Below are 21,048 nucleotides of genomic sequence, written 5' to 3' on the forward strand. Positions count from 1 at the left end.
ATTAACAATTTATTGGGGTGAGAAAGCGATTGTTATCGGCAACTGCTTTCTCACACTTAAAATGATTATCATTTTAATTACTGTATATTTTATTCTCTGGAAGTCCCTTATGACAAGACCATAAAATTGTGGGATGTAGAGACGAGAAAAGAAATTACCTCCCTAACTGGACATCAATACATAGTTAGCAGAGTCGTATTTAGTCCCGACGGCAAAACCTTAGCTTCTGCAAGTTGGGACAAGACCATAAAATTGTGGGATGTGAGGACGAGAAAAGAAATTACCTCCCTGACTGGACATCGAGGTTGGGTCAGCAGCGTCGTGTTTAGTCCTGACGGCAAAACTTTAGCTTCTGCGAGTGGGGACAGCACCATAAAATTGTGGAATCTAAAGACAGGAAAAGAAATTACCTCTCTAACTGGGCATCAATATATAGTTAGTAGCGTTGTGTTTAGTCCCGACGGCAAAACCTTAGCTTCTGCTAGTTCAGACAACACCATAAAATTGTGGGATGTAGAGACGAGAAAAGAAATTACCTCCCTGACTGGACATCAAGGTTCAGTCAACAGCGTCGTATTTAGTCCCGACGGCAAAACCTTAGCTTCTGCTAGTGACGACAAAACCATAAAATTATGGAGTTTGGATTTAGATGATTTACTAGCACAGGGCTGCAACTATTTAAACGATTATCTCGCCACCCGCGATAAGTTGCGCCAGGAGATTTGTCCGAATAAATGAGATAACTTTCAAGAAACACGGATCTGCCACCAATTCAATTCGGACAATTACCCATCCCCAAGTCGCATCGCGTATCGATTGATGTAAAAATTGGCAAATTGCGATCCGCCTATCTCTATAATCCGAAGCCCCCGGCATTGAGTTGAGTGGGGTTGATACGAGCGAAAACTTGCTAGCGATGGCACTGCGATCGCCAACTACTCTGGTTAAACTGGCAATACAGTTTAGGTTATTGTTCGCAATATTCTCACTGGTTAGGAGGATCTTCTAATACTCCAGTAGTTACTCAGAAAAGATGGATAGCTGAAAGTCCCTATCCCATACCAGCATGAACCGCTTCTGCTCCATTTTAAAAAAATCCGGCGCTTTCCTGCTTTCTTTGCTTGATTGGACTCGCGGCAAGCTTATCCTTCCAATTTGGACTAGTGGCAAGGTTATGGTTCCAAAATGTCGATTGCATCCAAAATTAGCTGATGCAAGAATGAGGGTTCTAGTGTTGTTGACGGCAAAGTTATGGTTCCAGTAGCGGCAAGCTTATGGGTAAAGGCACAGTATGTCAAGCGCGATCAATAAATTTTTGTACGGATAGCGATCAAAAGTGAGCTAGTTGAGTTATGCTAATATAGTTACTCCTTTGCCCTAGTGGCTACTTTGTTGGCTACTAAAAAGCTAAAAGTAAGGTAAAATAAATAAAAAGTTAGTACTGGCGGCATAGCCAAGTGGTAAGGCAGAGGTCTGCAAAGGATAACTGAGGGTAAACTATAACGTAATAATAAGGGTTTCAGTCTCTATAAAATAAGCTATTAACCAATTTAGCTACTCAACTGGCTACTAGAATTTTAACCCATTTAGCTTCATAGATCTAAGTAATAAGTCATTTAACAAAGTGTAAAGGTATATAGGTAGTGTATAGTTTACTAACACTACCTATCTAATTAATTAATATCTAAAGAGATATTCAAATATTAATTAAAAGGTTTATCTTCTTCCTCCTCCTCATTAAAGAAAATAGAATAAATATTTTCTTTTAAAGTATCAAACTCTTCTTTAGATATTGCACCTTGAATACTAGAAAGAAAACCATCTGCATTAGAAATAGCATAGTCAATTGCAGTATTCTCTTCAGGAAAACCTACATTAATATCTAACTTTCTATTAGGATCATCGTTAATTGATATAGAAAACCTAACAAAAGTTGTAGGAACATTTAGTGTGAATTCCATAGTTATTTACTCCTTATATATAGTTGATATGACTATGAGTTAGTCATGTTTCCCATCCTAGAGATGAGAATTTAAATTTGACATTTAGTAATTACCGTACCTAAGGGTTCGGTTGTTTCTACTTTGAGGGGGTATGTGTAAAACTAAACATCTACAAATAAACCAGGGAATTAAACCTCCTTGGTTTTTTATTTATTACTCTTGGTACAATTACTTAAACCTATAATATTTAATTCATGGGCACAGTAATTATCATGAGGTCATGACAGTTTGTTATTACTTAAGATGTATTAGGTAATAATAAAATGAAATTATATGACTCAACGTAAAGTCAGAGCAGACATAATAAGAGAATTCTTACCACAAGCTTGTAAGGATATAGTACTTCTTGCAATAGTCTGTGACTTATTAATAATTACTATTACTTCAATGATCTTTTACCAAGTGTTATACACAGTGGTAATATTTGCTATTCCTTTAATAGGACTAAAAGATGTCTTACTAGACTGTACTGTTTATGTAACTTTATGTACCCCAGTAGGCTGGGTTAAGAAATTAACTATAGGTGGCTCTATACTATTCGCTTTAATGTGGCTGGCAGTAGAAGTTGAATAACTAGTAGTCATATGTAGATAAACAGAATAAGTAAATATCCTGTTATCAGAAATTATTAAGCTAAGTTAGGAAAGAATAAGAATTAGAGTTGCTTCTTATGTCTAAAGAGAATGTATTAAAGTTTATTAGCTTAATGAAATATAATGACAAGCTAGCTAATAAAACCAGACATATGCCAGTGAGTAAGATAGTTAAGTTAGCTAAAAAGATGGGGTATAACTTTAGTGAGGAAGAGTTTAGTGACTTAACTGGACACAAGGAAAAGGAAGACTGGCGCATAGACTTTTTCTTTACTTGTTATAATGCTTTTTCTCCTCTTATGGTTACGCTTTATTTATTGAAAGCGCTCGATAATTTAATTAACAACAACCCTTATTCTTTTCTTGTGAATATATTTATATGCTTCATTATTATAATATGTCCTTACATTTTAAAATTACTTATACATCTTTACAAATACATTAGTTAATAAACTGTACTTTGAATTACTCCTTATTTTGTAAGAGAAGGAATAGGAGCGATCGCATAATAGGTATACAGGATATTAAGTGAGTTTTTTTTTTTTTTAGCCCCTTAGTTTACCAATAAGTAAATATGGTTAAGTTTAGGAGAGTGAGTGAGAGAGGAGAGGTAGGTGTAGGAGAATTAGGGAGAAGAAGAAGTTGAGGAAGGACTAAACCTACATGGTACGTATATATAGACATAAAAAAATGGCCAGGAACCATACTGTGTATAGCTCCTGGCCATTTGAGGTAGTGTACAAAAACTGTCCACTTTTATAATTGTTCTACTTCTAGATAAGTAATTATTCCTAGTTGATCAGCTCTCTCTTGTACTAATTGCTGTATCTTTCTAATGTTTCTTTCTCTTCTAGCCTCACGTTTGAAGCTAACACTAAACCCATCATGTTGCCACACTGTAATTAAGAAGTCATCTGTCTTACTAGCTAGCTCTATAACAGGCAGTAACAGGTACATCTCTACAGCTTGGGCCTCTTGAGCTAGCATACTTCTAATTGCTCTTAACTTCTCCTTAGCCTTACCTTCGGGCACCTTAATTTCCTTACCAAAGATAGTCTTAACACTGCCACTCGCTAACATTTCTTTCATCTTTTTATTCCTAGCTTCATGCAAAGCTTTAATAATTGGATGACTTAGAAAGTGTTTAGCATCTCCCTTAATTCCATATCTCTGTAAGCTAGCATTCATTCTCTTAACTAAGTTACTGATACTCATTCCATATATGAGACCATACAAAGACTCCTTAAACACTTCTCTTTTAGCTCCCTCATACCACTTCCTGTTATTTACCTTAAGGTCTTCAGCATCCATTCCAAAGTGTTTAAACAATTCATTCCATATTTTACCCTTAGCTGCTAGAAAGTCCTGCACCTCAGGTATATCCCATAGAACTGCAACAATAGATAGTTGACTATTATTCAGATCCATTTCCCACCAACCCTTAGTTAATATCTTTCTAACATCCTTCATTAACATAGGGATACTAAGGTTAGCAGGGAATATTCTTGATGTATTACCTTGCCAGCTAGGTTTATAGTAAGCCTTTAGTTCATCTCTAATATTCTGTAGTGTAATTAGCTGACTCTCTCTTACAAGCTCATCATCTATATCCATTACATAAGCTAGAGCATTCTTCCAATTCTCTGAATAAACTCCCTCTTTCTCATACACCAACTTGGTAACTAAATTAGTTGGCAACTCATTCATGTACTCCAATATAGGTTTAGCTTCAGGAGCAGCAAAGTTAAATGTTATTCTCGCTTCCTGTTCCATCAACAACTTATCTCTATCCTTACTTCTTCTGCTGTACTTTAAACCTGTGTCTATGTAAACTCTGTCATCACTCATACTATAAACCTCGGTGTCTATAAGAGCTTGAATATGAGGAGGAAACTTAAATATAATAGTTCTTGCTTTACTCTCAGTAAAGGCATAGTCAGTCCAGGTAAACTCTTCACCTAAGACCTCTCTCATTCTTTCTAATAGTGTTAGTCCGCAGTAATTATTACCATATAAAGCAGGTAACTTACGCTCTATTCTAGCTAATGTCTCTTGATCTACTAAAGGTCTAAGAGTAATAGCTTCTTTAATACCCCATGCCATGTAAGCTAACAGTCTCCATAGATCTTCATTATCAGCAAGACCTGGATATTCATTACTAATAGCATCTCTAATTTGTTTGTTAATGGTTTTCTTCATAACACAATACTGCCTTTAAATTAATTTGATATTGGTGCCTACCTCCTACTATCAATATGTGTTACATTAATAATAAGCATTAATAGATAGGAAGTATGACTTGTTTATTTCTTCGTTAATGTTTTCATAGTTTTAGTTTTAAGGAAGGGAGTAATTAACCCTTCCTTTTTTCATTCTTATTTAAAGATAGCAAATTAATTAGATGATGTTAATTAAAAAGCCCCTCATTCAGGGGCTTGTTCTTTATCTAACTCATCTAACTCATCTAAGGTTTTACTAATATGCTCTGTATCTTTAATAATTCCTTTCATATTATTTAATTGTGTTGCTTGGTGTATTAATAAACCTAAAGTTACCAAGCTAATTATTGTTCCCATTTAAATTAATTCCTTTATTATTAACTGTATATATAGTACACAGAATTTATATGTATAAGGTAGGCATCTCTCATTTATACAAGTAATATAAATTCATCTAACTCCCTTGAATTTGAGATATAAAGCCTTCCAAATTGGTAAGATGACATAACATACTTAAGTAAGTTTAAAGGGGTTATTAAAGGCATTATAGACCCCTCTAATTGAATGTTTAAGTTACAAAGTCTAGCAATAAATTGAGTACATACAGGTTCTTTATTACCTAAACCTAAAGCTATTCTATAAAACTCCTTCCACTCTAATTTTTTATTCTCAAACTCAGCTAACCTTTCATAGAAACCATCAACCATATCCTTACTTGGATGAAAGTAATATATAAAGTCATCAGTCTGTAATAGTCTTGGTAATATAACTTGATCAGCCTCCTTAACAAAGTATCCATTAAAGGTAGACTCATAATAAACACCATCAAACCATAAGGCAGTATGAGTATATCTATACCCCTTATCCCTCATGACATATCTCTGCCATAAGCTTATTAGCTTTGCTTTAATATCCTTCTTATCAGGCTGACTTATTATTAAAGCTGCTGTATACTTTGTAATGTTGTCCATGACTGCTCTAATTCTCTTTTATTTATTAATAACTGTGACCAATGGTTAACAAATTCTCTAAAAGTATTTAATGTATTAGGCTTAGGTGTCCCTTTCCTTTTAGACAACCATACAGCTTCTATATTGTTATAAGTAATTGGTATCCCTGTACTTTTTAACTCCTTACTTATTACTTCTAGCTGCCTTAATTGACTAACTAAACCAGAAGCATTAAATAAATTTTTTAAATTTGTATATTCTATTTTTATATTATATTTATCTCTTAAGGTTAAGTAGAATAATACATCAGGCAGTATATATCTCCACTTAGCTATTAACCAAGGGCCAGATCTATCAGAATATTCTCTACTGTATTGTATAAATAGGGTGACTATATCTATCACCCTCTCAGTCTTCTCATTATCAGTAAATTGTTCTGCCTTAAAATACTTTCTTAATAATTTGTTCTGGAAATTACATAATAAAGTAAAGTATTCTTCACTTATTCTTTTTTTACTGTCTTTACTATACTCTTCTATTAATACTGGCAGTCTATTATGAGTATATTCTTTATCTAACTTTCTAGGTTTAAGAATTTTATTTAATTTATATTCATTCATCATTACTAAATACCCTTACTTGTAATATTTATCTAGATAGTCTAGTAAATTCTCTACAGAACAGTACTCAGTTAGGGTAATAACATCTAGCTTCTTACCTAACTTATGTTCCTTAATAGTTTCAAAGTTTAAGAAACCTAAAGCTGTATCTTTATGTCTGTGATACCTTTGACTCTCTTTAATATCCTTAGTTAACTGAGTAGTAAAGTCCCATCCTTTATTCTTTACATGCTCAACTACTCTAGGTTTATTAATTACCCACAGCTCTACATATATTTCATTGAAACTTATGTAGTAATAATTAGTTGACTTACCATTTATAAACCAGGAGGTCTTCCATTTGCCCCCATCAAGTACTAATAACTCAAAGCCAGGTCTATTCTTCCTACTATAGCTATGACTAATTGCCTTAATAGAACAAGGAATATCATTAACATATATATCTATGTCTTGTTCTATATTCTCCTCTACTGTTGACTCAATTACTCTACTACCAAGTAAATTAAGCCATTTCTTAACTGCTTCCTCAGCAAGTAAACCAAATTGTTTACTACTTACAAACTGTTCCTTAGGTTTTAAGGTTTCAGTGTACATTTCTATTACCTTTCTATTTGTTATAAGTTGTTTTTATTTAAGCAATAAAATGAGGGAGTATAGTAGGACTTAATACTCCCTCAATTAATGGTTTTATATATTTAGTTAGTCTATTAATTCATCAACTAGAAAGAAGTAATAACTAAGAGCATCGTCATAACCACTAAAGCGTCTGACTCTATCCTTAACTTTCCAGTGACTTTGATAAGCTACCCAGAATAGACCATCAATAGAGCACATATAAACGGCCCCATAATTATCTTCATCATATTCAATAGGATATATATCTTCCCCTCTATACCTATAACTAAGTTCAACACTAGGTAATACCTCTTCCCAGCACTCAACTCTTATTAACTTATCTGTATCTAGAAAGTCATAAGAAGTGACCACATTAATTAACTTACCTGTCCTATCTTGATAGAAAATATAGTCGGGCACTTCTTCAATAGCTTTACCTTCACTACTAAATAGGTAATACACCCCTTCCACATAGTCTACAAACCTAATTAATTCATTAGTAAGATCAGGAAGTAATGTACCCCTACCTAAACCCTTATGTCTGCTCTTATCTTTATGTTTATTAGGTAGATAAGCATTACCACTACTTAAATATAGTTTGTCTAGCTTTTTAATTAGCTGTTTATTCATATGCTATTCCTATTAATTAGTCTTATAAGTAACCCCCTAAATGAGGGAACTTAAAAAGCCCCCTCATTTATATAAATGATATATACTTCTTAACCTTATCCCTAATAGACTCTACCTTCTGCCTAATAGACTTACATCTATCACTTTTATCGTAGTAGTCTCTAAGTTTCTTATAGAGAGGGTTGAGTAGCCCATAGATAGCCTCTATTCCAATGACAAGACATACTATTAAGTATTCCATAACTATTTGGTGACCAGGTTGTTGCTCATTTACCCCTTCAGAAGGCTCTATATAAGCCTCCTTAGTAGGTTGGTCAGTATCTATGTCAGAGTAGGTTATATGCTCCTCTATAGCTTCATTAGAGGCTTCTGTTTGGATACTTTCAGAGTAGTTGTATTGAAAGGGTAATATGGCATCATTAAACCAGTCTATTTCTATACCTATATCCCCCTCTTTTGTACTTAGACTCATAGGTAAGTATAGTACTTTATCTACATATTCAGTACACTCATTGTCTATATATATACTTTCATTTTCATATTGCATTTCAATTTCCCAGGGGTTTTGTATGTATATTCCACATACTTCTATTTTAGTGTTATTATTTATACTTACATTGTCAAGTTCTATATCTTTTACTTCTAATGGATACTCTTCTCTAAGTTCATAGTATGCTTTCCAACAGACCCCTATATAATATTCATCTTTAAGCTTGCTTAATAACTCCCTAATATATTCATCATCTACACTTCCAAATACATCTTCATCAAGTATTCTATTTAGTTCTCTGATAGCTATATCTTCCTCATCCTCAGACTCTTCTTCATAAGGGTCATAAGAACAATATTCATATACAATATCTGCAAACTCTTCATAGATACTTGTATAACCTTTCTCTATAAAGTTAAGAGTATCTTCATATGCCTCATTTATCTTAATAAATATTCCTGCATCACCTGTACCTGGAACATCAGGGTGATATATATTAGATAGTCTTCTATATTCCTTCTTAAGTTCATTTATTTCATAGATATCTTCAAAGATATTTAGCATATCTAGCTTAGGTATTCTTCTTTCATATTTAACTATCGACACTACCTGTAAGCTTTCATATGCTTTCTCCCAGGTAATATTCTTTCTGAGATCTCCAAACAATTCTTTGACTTCTTCTTTGGAGAGTTGAGCTAATACTTTTTCTTTAATGTTTTTCATAGTTTTAGTTTTAGTTTTAGTATTTTATAGATAGGTTATTCACCTATGTTTTTAATATATAGAAATAATTAGACGTTGTATACTTATAGTTTTCAATTAGACGTTGTCAAGAGAAAAGGGGCCCGACAGTAAGCCCCTTCCCTCATCTTTATTCAGCCTCATATATTACCTTATTAAAATTCACCTACAGCAATTAATGACTCATAAAATATTGTTAACCTATCAAATATCCTCGCATCACCTGTACCTGGAACATCTGGATGATATATCTTACATAACTTTCTATACTCCCTCTTAATATCTTCAACTTTAGCTGTATTACCATCTAACCCAAGTACCTGCCACATATAACTGTACTTAAATATATCTACACCATTAATAACTCCATATCCTTCTGCATTCTCTTCACCTGGCACTATACCTATATATCTTCTATAAATTACCTTCCAACTTTCATTATCCCTTAAGTTAATATCTAGTCCATCAACTGCCATTTTAAACCTCTTATTCTCTCTCAACTGTTTAGTACTCTTCACTTTAAATAACTTATATATCTCTCTTTTTATCTTACTAATATCTTCCTTCTTATCTGTCTTCTTAACTTCTACCTTCTTATTCTCTACCTTTTTCTCACCTGTATATAGAACTATACTCAATACCTCATCTACCACATGGGAACTAGTGGTACTCATACTTTTAATATGAGACATAGCAGCTTGCCAAGTTGACTTCTTACGCAAGTCTCCAAATTGAGCTCTAACGTTGTCCTTAGAGGAGTACTGGAGAACGTACTCTTTTAACTCTTTCATCTTCATCTCAGTCTTAGCGGTCTTAGTTTTCATAGTCTTAGTCTTCATAGTTTTATTGTTAGCAGTCTTATTAGTCTTAGTAGTCTTCATAGTCGTTTCCTTAGTTTTAGTTTTCATAGTTTTAATATCCTTATCTCCTTGTTCATTTATATATAAAGCAGTCTGTTTCTCATCCACCCCTACGCGCTATCACCTACTGTCACTAGGTGAGGAGGACTCATAGGTTTTATCCAGGCCCCCACTTCAGAGCTCCGAGCCTCACCTCCTGGTTAGTATGACTAGGTGTCACTCCTTGGAAGGTTCTACGGTTTAGGCTTTTTGAAACTATTCAATTTTCTATAATTTACTTTTATCAAAATACTTAGATGCGGTCAAAGTTTTATGTATTTATTGTTATCTTTATTTCCTTAATTTCTATAATTATAATGTATCAAATTTTGTAGATGCGGTCAAAAATACTGACCCAATTGGGCCCCCTAAAAAGCCCCCTCAGCCTGCCTATAAGTTAATTAATAAGGGGGATAACTAATATGTATTAAGTTATATAAGCACCTACAAAATACGTGCATCAACTCCCGTCGATGATGGGAGCATGAAATTCTGCGAATTTATGAGCAGCTTCTACTCATTCTTCGTAGAAGAATTAGCATGAAATTTATATATATCTGACGAGTTCTCTTTTACAGAACAGGTTACTTACTTAATATAAATTTGAACATAAAGGTTTATGCCTTTAGTCTTAAAAACAAACATAAATACTAAGTTTAAATTATGAATACCAATACAAAAGAAAGTTTAAATGGAACCGTGTCCCACCAATATATAAAAGAAATAGATGATGATAAACCAACTATTAACTGGTCTAATTGGTTAGGTGTAGGAATAGGTGTAGTTGGTCTATTAACAGGCTTTATTAGCACCACTATTGTTAACCAACAAAAGATAGCTGTATTAGAAGAGAAGGTACAGAAACTATCTGCATTAGAAGCAAAAGTAGAAAATGTAAGTGTTCTCCAGCAAAAGGTGCAGGCATTAACAGATACAGTTAATGAGCTACGTATAGATATCAAAGAAATGAATAAAGAGTTAAGTAAACGCAATGGAAAGTAATTTTGATATCCTAATGAGCTTCTATGGAGGAGAAGAAGGTTTTGAGAAGGCTTTAATACCTGATCCTAATAGTGAGCTACTTAAGTCCCAGAAGCAAGACTTAGATGCCTCTATAGCCCTAGCTAAACAGATAGCTATGAAAGAGAGAGATAGAAAAAGACTAGAAGGATCTAAGAAAGGTGCTTTAGTTTCTACTCAAAAGAGAATGGAGAAAAGTGCAAATGGGAAGAAGTAGTCCCCAAGTAGTTTATGTGCCTCAACCTTCTGCTGATATTGAAGCAGCTAGGAGACAACAAGAGGCAGCAGCATTAGCCTTACAACAACAGCAAGCTGCATATAAACAACAATACGATCAACAACTAAGTTCACTACAAGAAGCTTATAACAAACAGACTGGTTTGTTATCCTCTCAGCTAACACAACAGCAAGAGTATTATGACTCCCTAAGAAAACAAATGGAAGCTCAGTTACTAGCTGAACAAACAGCTAAACAACAACAAGCTAACCAGTTAAAAGCTATGACAGATGCTCAAGCTCAACAAACAAAGATACAGCAAGAGCAAGCTTATAAAAACTCTATGCTAGCTGATAATACACAGAAAGATAACAGTAATAAGTTCTTATCCTTGTTACAAGATAATGTGTTATCAAACAGCTACATAAATAATACGTCTTCTCTAAAGGGTTCCCCTAGAACCAATATCAATAGAAAAGACTCATCTTATTCATTACTAAGAAGATAATTTAATTTTTTAATATGGCAGTAACATTTCCCTCAATAACAGTCACAATGACTAATGCTGAATTTGCCTTAATGAATGAAGGTTCAGCAGCTCCTACTATTGCATCTAATGGTTCCTTTGGTGGTTTTGAGTCTGGAGCTATTACAGCTTCTAGTGCTGATGGAACTACTACAGTTACTCTTAACTCTGGTTATAGAACTGATGCTAATATTCGTTTGCTAGCTCAACGTATTCGCAGAGCAGACCAAGCATATAACTTAACCTTTACACCTTAATTAGTGAAGGTTATGAAGCCAGTTAATACTAATAATACTAGTGAGGTAAAACCTAAACATCTTGAATTCCATTTAAAGAAAGTAAAAGCTCTTGAAGATATATGGACTTTTGCAGACATTATTAATTTTAAAGGAGGTTCTCAAGCATTTAGCATTATTCATAAGAAGTTAGCTGGCTTTATAACCTCTCCCCAAACTTCTAAAGTCTGTAAGAGTGGAAAGGTTTATAACAATAGACGTTTAGTGCAAATGCCTAGAGGACATTTAAAGTCTACTGTATGCTCTGTACTTTATGTTCTATGGAGAATATACCGCAACCCTAATATCAGAATTCTCTTTGGTACAAACCTTAAAGAATTATCTGAAGCTTTCATTAGAGAGCTTAGACAATATCTAGAAGACCCAGAACTTCAAACTAGTATATGGAATGCAAGACCTCACATTCATGGCAGACTTATTCCTCAATTAGATGGAATGGGTAGAAACTCTAGAAGAACTAAAGCCACTAGTGATACAGAAGCATTAGATAGAAAGCTTAAGTGGACTACTACAGCTATCCAAGTAATTAGAACAGAGAAGCATAAAGAGCCAACTGTACTAGCTACATCTGCAGGCACTAGAACTACTGGTCATCACTACGACTTACTTATACTTGATGACATTGTTGACTTCTCTAATACCTCCACTCTACCTAAAATGGATGCCTTATATGAATGGGCACAGGATATGGAAAGTGTCCTTAACCAGTCTAGAGAAGTCACTTATGGTCAAGTTGCTAGGAAGAAGTATACAGAGTATGTAGGTGATGAGGTAGTTATCTTAGGTACTAGATACACCAAAGGTGACTACTATGAATACCTCGAGCAAAACCTTAAGGATCTTGAATATAAGTTCTTTAAGAGAAATATATATGTTAATGGTCTAGATAACTCTAATGGTTATATATGGCCTGAGAAGTTTAATGACTTAGTAGTTGCAAGACTTAAGAAGCGCTTAACAACTAGAAGATGGTCTAGCCAATACCTTAATAAAGTACTAGAAGAGTCTGAGCGATCGCTTAATAGAGATCTTATCAAGTACTTTTATACTAATAATGTTTCTATAGTTGATAACTTAGTTCATATTAATTTTACTGGTGAGATCAAACCAAGAAGAATAAGACCTTATTTAGTAATAGACCCAGCTATATCACAGAGAAATACTGCTGATAACACCTCAATTACTGTAGGTGGAATTGATGAAAACTTAAATGTTTATATTCTTGATGCCAAGATAGGAAGGTATACCCCTTCTGAGACTACAGAACATATATTTAATTTATGTAATAAGTGGAAGTTATTCTCAATTTACCTAGAAGTAAATGGTGTAGGTGCAGCATTACCTGAAACTATTAGACAACACTTTAGAGCTAAGAAGAAGACTATTGTTATTAAAGAATTTAGGATGCAGGGTGAGAAGAAGACTCGTATAGAAACCTGCATTCAGCCCTTATTGCATAATAGTCAGCTTTACCTTAGTGACTATTTAGCACCTAATGAAATAATAGCAGCAGAGTTTGAAGCATTCCCTTCTGTAAGAGGTAAGGATGACTTCCTAGATACTATCTCCATGCTTTATAGGTTTGCACATCCTACAGTTAATTATCCAAATAGAAATAAACTTCCTAGACCCCGTTTAGCTGTTAATAGCAGATGGGGAGGAGTTAGATAAGTTACTTAACTTATAAATAAATTTATTAATTAAATGAATATTAATTCTAAAAACTTTATAACTACTAAAACAGGAGAGGAATTACCTATTAACTTAGGTGAGTCTATAGCTGAGTATGTTAACTCCAGATATACTTCCTTCTCTACCTCTAGAAAGAATATAGAGGATGTATGGATGGAAGCGTGGTCTCTTTATGTTGGTAGTCCTCAAGCTGTCTCCTATCAAAGACAGCAAGTAATTAACTCAGTAGGTATTACTAATATTGACTGGAGACATAGGTTAAATACAGGTAAGGCATTTGAGGTAGTAGAAACAGTACATGGTTATTTAATGGGTGCCTTATTCCCTAATAATGACTGGTTTAATTTAATTCCCGCTACTTCTGGTTATGCTCAACTAGCTCGCATAGTTAGAAAGTATATGAGTAATAAGTTATGGGAAGCCAAGTTTACTACTCACTTTAATACCTTTCTCAGGCAGTTATTAATAACAGGTACTAGTATATTAGCTCTTCCTTGGAGATATGAAGCAAGACCCCATAAGAAGAATGTTAAGGTTGAGTATCCTAATGAAGAGAAGTGGACAGTAGTAGAAGAAACTAGGGTCATACAAAATAGACCTGACTTTGAAACTCTAGATATATTTGACTGTTACATAGATCCAATATCTCCTGCCCCTAATGAAGGAGACTTTATTAGGAGAATAGTCAAGAGTAGAGCAGAAGTAATTCAATGCATTCAACAAGGTTATTACTCTGATATAACTCCCTATGATATTTGCTGTTTATCTCCTTATGGTGATATAGATCCTCAAACTAGAAAAGATACCCTTAAAAGGTTTCAAGGAGTAGATACACCTCATGAATATAGTTTCCATGACAATATTGAGGTTATTGAATTCTGGGGAGACATACACGTTGATGGTATTTCTTATCATGATGTGTGTGCTACTGTAATTGGTGATACATTAGTTAGGTTTGAACCTAACCCTTACTGGGGTGGTAAACCTTTTGTTATTGGTTCATGCTTTGAAACTAGACATACTCCTTATTCAATTGGAGTTCTTCAACCCTCATTAGGCCTCATTCATCAACTTAATTCTATTACTAACCAAAGGCTAGATAACCTTGAATTAGCAGTAGATGAAATGTGGACACTTAAACAAGACTCAGTAATAAGACCTGAAGATGTTTGGACTGAGCCAGGTAAAGTATTCCTAGTAGAAGATCATAATGACCTAATGCCTATTCAAAGAGGTGGTAGAGACTTTGTAGTCTCCTATCAAGAAGCATCAGTATTAGAGCAGTCTATTGATAAGAACTCAGGCACAGGTAACTTAATTTCTGCTAATGCTGCTAGGTCAGGTGAGAGAGTAACAGCAGCAGAGATACAAGCAGTTAGGGATGCTGGTGGTAATAGACTCTCTAACCTTCATAAACATATAGAAGCTACATCATTAATAGAAATATTAAAAAGAGTCTATCGCTCTCTCCAACAGTTTGTTAAGGAGCCAGAGATAGTTAGAGTATCAGGCATGAAACCTGGTGAATTTAATTATTTCAAAGTAGGTGCTAACCAATTAGCCTATGACTTTACCCTCAGGCCAATAGGTGCAGACCACGTTACTGATAGTACTAAATACCTCAAAGACAGAATGGACTTTATTCAGCTAGTCTCTCAAATACCTCAAATGGCACAGAGAATAGACTTTGATAACCTTCTGTATGACATTGTTCAACACTTTGGGTTTGATGATCCTGATAGCTACATTAAAGTTCAAGAACAACCACAAACACCTGAGATGACAGATCCATCTCAAATGAGTCAACAACCTTCTGCCCCTACTTCAATAGAAGAGCAGCTAGCTCAAATAGGTGGAGAACCACTTAAACAAGCTTACTTAGCTAATATGGCAGCCGATGGGGGTCAGTCATTCTTACAAAATACCTATGGTATAGATACTTCACAACTAAATAACAATGAGCAACCAATTAACCCAGGACAACCAATTACCTACTGAAGAAACACAGGTAGTTAGACCACTAGAACCCTCTAGAGCTACTCTATATTCACCAGATATTGAACCTGTTGAAGACCTTCAAGAAGATAATTACATTGATGAACAACCTCAAGACTTATCTTATTTAGACCTACCTCAGGAAATTAATAATGTTAATGAACCTCCTCAATACAGTACTCCTGAATTTAAACAGTTTAATGAACAGTTTAAACAATATGCAGGAGTTGACTTTAAAGAAGCTGTAAATATGGTTCAAGAGTTACAAGCTTTTAAACAACAGCAAACAGTTAATTCCCAATTAAATACCCTTAAACAAGAATGGGGAGTTGATGATAAAGAAGTAACTCAGAGACTTGAATTAATAAGAGAAAGGTTTGTTAAATATCCTCCTCAACTACAAGCCCAATTAGATAACCCTGAAGGGGCTAAACTCATTTGGGCAAAGCTAGAACAAGAAAGACAAGTAAGTTCAGTACCTCAATTAGATAGAGGAAGAAGAACTACTCCAGGTAGTAATACTAAATACTTATTCTCTAAGTCACAAATTGACAAGATGAGTGACTCTGAATATAGACAAAATGCAAACAAAATTATGTATGCATATGCTAACGGGTTAGTTTCTAATAACTAACTTTATTTTTTTAACTTTTATATAGCTAAATAATTATATAAACATATATGCCTTTTTCAAATACTAATAACTCAACCTATAACCTGCAAGGGCAGCTTAGAGGTTCTGCTGTAACTAAAACCCGTGCAGATGCTTTTATACCTGAAGTCTGGACTGGTGAAGTAAAAAGAGCTTTAGATCAAAAGCTTGTTGCTTCTAAGTATGTAAAGATGCTTCCTGTTAGTGGGAAGAAAGGTGATCGCTTCCACATCCCTAATATTGGTAGAGCTGCTGTTTATGACAAGTTACCTGAGACCCCAGTAACCTTACAAAGCAGGCAGGAGTCTGACTGGTTTATAGATATAGATAAATATAAAGAAAGTTCTTTTACTATTGAAGACATCGTAGGAGTTCAAGCTGCTTATGAACTACGTTCTGAGTACACAAGAGAAGCTGGTTATGCTCTAGCTAGAGGTCTAGATGCAGATGTTCTAGCTCTACGTGCTGCTCTTCAAGGTTATAACTCTCAGTCTCAAGTTATCTATAACACTGCTGATGGTACTCTATCTGGTAATAGTGCTCCTCTTAACTACCAAGCTTTACTAACAGCTAAAGTAATTCTAGATAGAGCAGATGTACCTGAAGAAGATAGAGTTCTACTTGTATCTCCTACCCAATACAACCAACTCTTAGCAGTAGATAAGTTCATCTCTATGGACTACTCTAAGGGTATGCCTGTAGTTAGTGGAGTAGTAGGTACTATCTTTGGTGTACCTGTAATTATGACTTCTCAAATTGGACAGAATGGTACTACTACTTATAGCAATGGTGATGGTAATATTGTGCCTTCTCCAGGTGTAACAGGTTCTCCATTCCTACCTACTCAAGATACTTGGTCAACTCTACCTACAGCATTTACTGGTTCTAACACTGGTGCTGCTGCTCAAGTTCATACTGCTATTCTCTGCCAAAGAGACTGGGCTGTACTAGCTAAACAAATGGAACCTAAAGTAGAAAGTGGTAGGGAAATACAACTTCAGTCTGATGTTTTAGTTAACACTCAGCTTTATGGAGCTAAGTTGTATAGGCCTGGTAATGCAGTTATCCTGCATACCAATGCTGTTCTCCCCGCTATTAGTTAATAATTAACTTAATTCAATAACTTTAATAAGGCTACTGGTAGTAATATCAGAAGCCTTATTTTTTATGGAATATAGCAATACTACACATATACAAATTTTAAATAAAGTAATAGAGAATATAGGGGAGAGAAGAGTTACATCCCTTAATACAGCAATAGCTAGAAAGGCACAGGAAGCTCTTAAGGACTCCTTACTAGATATTGCATCTGCACATGACTGGGAGTGGACTAAAGACTCTATATTAGCTCTTAGCTGGGCTAATGAAACTGCAGAACTAGGTGAGACTCAAAGAATACATTCTGTGTCTTATGGTTCTTCCTCTGAAGGCTATAGGGAGCTTGTTTATATTGATCCCATATCATTTGATAGACGACCTCTCTTAACAGGATATCCTCAGTTTTATACTTACTCTACCTATAACAAGGTAAGAATTAACCCTTATCCAAACACACCAGAAGAGCAGAGTAAGTATCGCTTTTATGTGACTAGAGAATTAACTGCTCCTGTATCAGAGACAGACCTTATTCCTATACCTGAAAGACTATTACCCCTACTAGTATTTAGAGCTTGTCATTACCTGGCTGTGTCTCATTTAGATGATGCTCAGGCAGCTCAACTATGGGCAAAACAGTATGACATTTTACTAAATAAAGTAAGAGCAAGGGAAAGAGGTCAGTCTCACAGACAAGTCAATATGTTTAGACTAAGGGGTTAATATGGATAGCTTTGAGAGAAATATAAATACTAATGAGCAAGCTCAGGAGCAGAGTATTCAGTCCCAGAACTTTGGTGGACTAAATACTACTGCATCACCTCTTAATACCCCTTATGAAGATAGTCCTTATCTCTTAAACACTATAGTAGATATATCAGGTAATGTTCATAAGAGAAAAGGTACAAGACTACTCTATAGGTCAGTAGTAGAGAGTTATGGTAATTACATTACTGGTTTTACTACAGGCTTAAATTACAACTTAGTTGTATGTAAGAGAGGTACAGACCTCTTATTATTTGAGGTACTTAACGATGTAGTTAGCTTAGTAATGACTAAAGCTAATGTATGGGATAACTCAGCTAAGGATATTAAACCATCCACTACATCTACTAGTGAAGTAGAACCTAGACTTATTATGTGTACTGGAGTCAATAAACCAGTACAGTTATTATTTACAGAACAGCAAGCTATACAAACATCAACTAGCACATCTATAGCTTTTACTAATGCCGCTAGGTTTATTAATGCCTCCTCATCTAACTGCCTAGTGTTTGTTAATAGAGTAAAAGCAACAGGTGTTACATTCTCTTACTCCTCAGGTACTCTTACTCTATCTAACCTACCTAATACAGTTAATGGGGACGTTATTGATATTGTTCTTATTACCTGGCAATGGTGGGCTGAGGCTCAAGCATGGAAAGGTGATAGGTTCTTTAAGTCAACTAGTAGGTTTAACTCTACTGCCACTGATCAGAATGTTAAAGTACCTGACTCATTAATTACTGACTTAAGTAATAGAAGAATACAAGCAGGGGAATATAATCTTATTCCTTATAAGAATAGTAAAAGAGCTGTAGGTGCTGCTTATACTAAGTCATCTACTAGGCAACCATCAACAGCAGATGAATTTGCATTTGGTGATGGTTCTATTTATGTTTACAACACTAATAACCAAGTTAACCCTTCCCCTTATTACCTAACATTTGGTGCTCTTCAGTCTCCTAGTGATGCATCAACTGTTTATATCAATAGAAGAAGAGACTGTAAGTTTAATAATAATACTGCCTTACAAGCACAATACTTTGATGTTTATGTAGATAACTCTAAGAGCAGTGTTGTGTATTCCTCCTCTGATCCTAGTGATGCAGTATATGGAAGTTGTTACGCTTTTAATGATGATACAGGTACTCTAGGAACATCTAACTCATCTCTAGTACATGGTATTACCTTTGAGGCATATAACTTAGGTATAGCTGCAACATCTACTATAGAAGTTGCTAATAACCAAATAAAACATATAGGATCATCTGCTGTTAATACTCTATTCAATTACAATGATGGTTCCTATGTAATGGTTTATGGGTTAGGTAATACAGCAGACTATAATAATGGGTTTTATCCTTCTGTAGTTTCTATCTACCAGAACAGACTAGTATTCAGTGGGTTTACTCATAGACCCTTAACTATTTTATTCTCTAATATTGATGACTCTGTAGTACCTTCTAAGTACTATATGTCATTCTCTATTACTGATGACTCTCAATTAATTACAGATGCATTTGATGTAGTAATTAATAGCAGACCAGATGATAGAGTAGTGGCATTAGTTGAATGGCAAGCTTCTTTATTTGTACTTACTAGATATGCTTGCTTTAGACTTACAGGAGGTAACCAACCCCTATCACCTTCATCTAGGTTTGTTAACTTTGTATCTAATACTGGGATAGTAAATGCTAACTGTTGGGCTAGAACCGACTTCTCCGTTCTCTACTTATCTGATACAGGTTTATATGACCTAACACCTCTAGTAGAAAATGGTGAGTATCAAGTAAGAGAAAGAAGTATAAAGATAAGAGATAAGTTTGGTTTAACTAAAGACCCGCTTTATGAGGAATTACCCTGGGTTAGATATGACTCATCTAATAGGTTAGTTTATGTAGGTTATCCTGCCCCATCTGAGATATATACAACTAGATACTTATACGTCTACAACACATTTAGAGAGTCATGGACTGAGTTTAATACTCCTACTGGTTTTAATATCTGGTCTGCTTCTGAGTATGTAGATAGAACTAAAGGAACTCAGTTTGGTTGTGTATGTTGTTCTATTAGGAATAACAGTAGAGTACCACAAGACTTTATTCTGTTAAGGTTTAACGATGTCTATTATTTAGACTTCGTTCAACAGAAGATACATAATGGTACTAGTTATTACTGTACTCCTAGACCCTCAGTTACTCATACAGTCTCATATAACCAGAGAAGATATGGAGCTAATTATGCTCTAACTAACCAAGTAAATGCCTTTACCACTTTCCCTATAACAGAGGTAGAAGACTTAACTGTGATAGCAACTCTACCTACTACTGAAGCTAAAACTCTAGTATGGAAGACTGACTATCTAAAGGAAGAAAGCGGTTATATTTATCTGCTTAAACCCCTACCAGATAACACAGTACTTAGTATTTATCTAGGTGGTCAGATACCTAAAAGCCATCTTGTAGTTTATGTAAATAACCTAAAGATAGAGTCACCTACTCCTAGTAATAATTCATTCACCTTATCTATTAATAATGGTGACCAAGTTGTGTATGGAAATGTTTACCTTACAGCTTATGCTACTCCTACCTTCCTATGGAATAACATGGCTAACCTAAAACGTACACAACACGCTTATCTCTTCTTTGATAACAGAGAGGGTATATTAGTTTATGATGCAGCTTCAGCAATAAATGGACAAGATAGTAATACTATTACAGAGAGATATGTTCTTCCTATTAATGCCAACCTAACTGTCACTTATAACAACCAATTAGATGGCTCTACCTCCTATGACATATTTGGCTTTAGAGATATTTATTGGGATGATGCTGTATTTGATATAACTACTCCTACAGACCAAGCAATACCTTATCAAATACTTAAGTTCCCTATTACTGGTATAGGAGTCTCTTATCAAATAATGGTATGGAATTATTCAGAGGAATTCTTTAAGCTTTCAGGCTACCAGATAGTAGCAAAGATGAAAGGTCGTAGATGGACATCAAAATATTAATTAAAGGAATTAAATAG

Annotated in this window: 21 protein-coding genes and 1 pseudogene; 13 read left to right on the forward strand and 9 right to left on the reverse strand. The window is 34.7% G+C overall.

Features of this window, described 5'->3' with window-relative positions; translation table 11 throughout:
• Window positions 1–111: 111 nt before the first annotated feature.
• Window positions 112–738 (forward strand): annotated as a pseudogene (locus tag H6G08_RS32315) (WD40 repeat domain-containing protein); the annotation flags it as partial.
• A 965-nt stretch (window positions 739–1,703) separates the two neighbouring features.
• Here H6G08_RS32315 and H6G08_RS32320 read toward each other — a convergent pair.
• A complete protein-coding gene (locus H6G08_RS32320; RefSeq protein WP_190550662.1) occupies window positions 1,704–1,961 on the reverse strand; it encodes a hypothetical protein in 258 nt (85 codons plus the stop codon).
• Between the two features lie 315 nt (window positions 1,962–2,276).
• Between H6G08_RS32320 and H6G08_RS32325 the strand changes: the two genes are divergently transcribed.
• Both H6G08_RS32325 and H6G08_RS38765 read left to right on the forward strand, forming a co-directional pair.
• The gene (locus H6G08_RS32325) at window positions 2,277–2,576 is read left to right on the forward strand and encodes a hypothetical protein (protein WP_190550664.1); all 300 of its coding nucleotides are present in this window, start codon (window positions 2,277–2,279) and stop codon (window positions 2,574–2,576) included.
• A gap of 97 nt (window positions 2,577–2,673) precedes the next feature.
• A complete protein-coding gene (locus tag H6G08_RS38765; RefSeq protein ID WP_190550666.1) occupies window positions 2,674–3,045 on the forward strand; it encodes a Nif11-like leader peptide family natural product precursor in 372 nt (123 codons plus the stop codon).
• Window positions 3,046–3,352: 307 nt separating this feature from the next.
• Here H6G08_RS38765 and H6G08_RS32335 read toward each other — a convergent pair whose 3' ends face one another.
• The 8 genes from H6G08_RS32335 to H6G08_RS32370 form a co-directional block, all read right to left on the reverse strand.
• A complete protein-coding gene (locus H6G08_RS32335) occupies window positions 3,353–4,795 on the reverse strand; it encodes a DNA polymerase family A protein (RefSeq protein ID WP_190550667.1) in 1,443 nt (480 codons plus the stop codon).
• Between the two features lie 224 nt (window positions 4,796–5,019).
• A complete protein-coding gene (locus tag H6G08_RS32340) occupies window positions 5,020–5,172 on the reverse strand; it encodes a hypothetical protein (RefSeq protein WP_190550669.1) in 153 nt (50 codons plus the stop codon).
• Window positions 5,173–5,246: 74 nt separating this feature from the next.
• Complete coding sequence (locus tag H6G08_RS32345; protein WP_190550671.1) at window positions 5,247–5,786, reverse strand: hypothetical protein; 540 nt, start codon at window positions 5,784–5,786, stop codon at window positions 5,247–5,249.
• Entirely contained in the window at window positions 5,753–6,388 is a 636-nt protein-coding gene (locus H6G08_RS32350) for a hypothetical protein (protein WP_190550673.1), read from the reverse strand. The genes H6G08_RS32345 and H6G08_RS32350 overlap by 34 nt, the downstream gene beginning before the upstream one ends.
• A 12-nt stretch (window positions 6,389–6,400) precedes the next feature.
• Window positions 6,401–6,979 carry a hypothetical protein gene (locus H6G08_RS32355; protein ID WP_190550675.1) on the reverse strand — a complete coding sequence of 193 codons (579 nt, stop codon included), beginning with the start codon at window positions 6,977–6,979 and terminating at the stop codon, window positions 6,401–6,403.
• 105 nt (window positions 6,980–7,084) lie between these two features.
• Window positions 7,085–7,630: a hypothetical protein gene (locus tag H6G08_RS32360; RefSeq protein WP_190550677.1), complete on the reverse strand. Its 546-nt coding sequence runs from the start codon at window positions 7,628–7,630 to the stop codon at window positions 7,085–7,087.
• Between the two features lie 67 nt (window positions 7,631–7,697).
• Window positions 7,698–8,843 (reverse strand): hypothetical protein, encoded by a 1,146-nt coding sequence (locus tag H6G08_RS32365; RefSeq protein WP_190550679.1) that lies wholly within the window; start codon window positions 8,841–8,843, stop codon window positions 7,698–7,700.
• A 173-nt stretch (window positions 8,844–9,016) separates the two neighbouring features.
• Window positions 9,017–9,769, reverse strand: a complete 753-nt coding sequence (locus H6G08_RS32370; protein WP_190550681.1) for a DnaJ domain-containing protein — start codon at window positions 9,767–9,769, stop codon at window positions 9,017–9,019.
• Window positions 9,770–10,423: 654 nt separating this feature from the next.
• On the opposite strand from H6G08_RS32370, the gene H6G08_RS32375 reads away from it, so the two are divergent.
• From H6G08_RS32375 to H6G08_RS32420, 10 genes are all read left to right on the forward strand, one after another.
• On the forward strand, window positions 10,424–10,762 hold the full coding sequence (locus H6G08_RS32375; RefSeq protein ID WP_190550683.1) for a hypothetical protein: 339 nt from the start codon (window positions 10,424–10,426) through the stop codon (window positions 10,760–10,762).
• A complete protein-coding gene (locus H6G08_RS32380; protein ID WP_190550685.1) occupies window positions 10,752–10,997 on the forward strand; it encodes a hypothetical protein in 246 nt (81 codons plus the stop codon). Before H6G08_RS32375 ends, H6G08_RS32380 begins: the two co-directional genes overlap by 11 nt.
• Window positions 10,984–11,505 (forward strand): hypothetical protein, encoded by a 522-nt coding sequence (locus tag H6G08_RS32385; protein WP_190550687.1) that lies wholly within the window; start codon window positions 10,984–10,986, stop codon window positions 11,503–11,505. The genes H6G08_RS32380 and H6G08_RS32385 overlap by 14 nt, the downstream gene beginning before the upstream one ends.
• Window positions 11,506–11,552: 47 nt before the next feature.
• The gene (locus H6G08_RS32390) at window positions 11,553–11,780 is read left to right on the forward strand and encodes a hypothetical protein (protein ID WP_190550689.1); all 228 of its coding nucleotides are present in this window, start codon (window positions 11,553–11,555) and stop codon (window positions 11,778–11,780) included.
• A 12-nt stretch (window positions 11,781–11,792) separates the two neighbouring features.
• Window positions 11,793–13,490, forward strand: coding sequence for a hypothetical protein (locus H6G08_RS32395; RefSeq protein WP_190550691.1), 1,698 nt, complete (start codon window positions 11,793–11,795; stop codon window positions 13,488–13,490).
• Between the two features lie 33 nt (window positions 13,491–13,523).
• Window positions 13,524–15,509: a portal protein gene (locus tag H6G08_RS32400; RefSeq protein WP_190550693.1), complete on the forward strand. Its 1,986-nt coding sequence runs from the start codon at window positions 13,524–13,526 to the stop codon at window positions 15,507–15,509.
• Window positions 15,469–16,140, forward strand: coding sequence for a hypothetical protein (locus H6G08_RS32405; RefSeq protein ID WP_190550695.1), 672 nt, complete (start codon window positions 15,469–15,471; stop codon window positions 16,138–16,140). The genes H6G08_RS32400 and H6G08_RS32405 overlap by 41 nt, the downstream gene beginning before the upstream one ends.
• Before the next feature lie 47 nt (window positions 16,141–16,187).
• Window positions 16,188–17,261, forward strand: a complete 1,074-nt coding sequence (locus tag H6G08_RS32410) for a phage capsid protein (protein WP_190550697.1) — start codon at window positions 16,188–16,190, stop codon at window positions 17,259–17,261.
• 64 nt (window positions 17,262–17,325) lie between these two features.
• Window positions 17,326–17,976, forward strand: coding sequence for a phage adaptor protein (locus H6G08_RS32415; RefSeq protein WP_190550699.1), 651 nt, complete (start codon window positions 17,326–17,328; stop codon window positions 17,974–17,976).
• A gap of 1 nt (window position 17,977) precedes the next feature.
• Window positions 17,978–21,031: a hypothetical protein gene (locus tag H6G08_RS32420; RefSeq protein ID WP_190550701.1), complete on the forward strand. Its 3,054-nt coding sequence runs from the start codon at window positions 17,978–17,980 to the stop codon at window positions 21,029–21,031.
• Window positions 21,032–21,048 lie beyond the last annotated feature (17 nt).

This window comes from Calothrix anomala FACHB-343 (assembly GCF_014696435.1).
In the GTDB taxonomy this organism is placed as follows: Bacteria; Cyanobacteriota; Cyanobacteriia; order Cyanobacteriales; family Nostocaceae; genus Aulosira; species Aulosira anomala_A.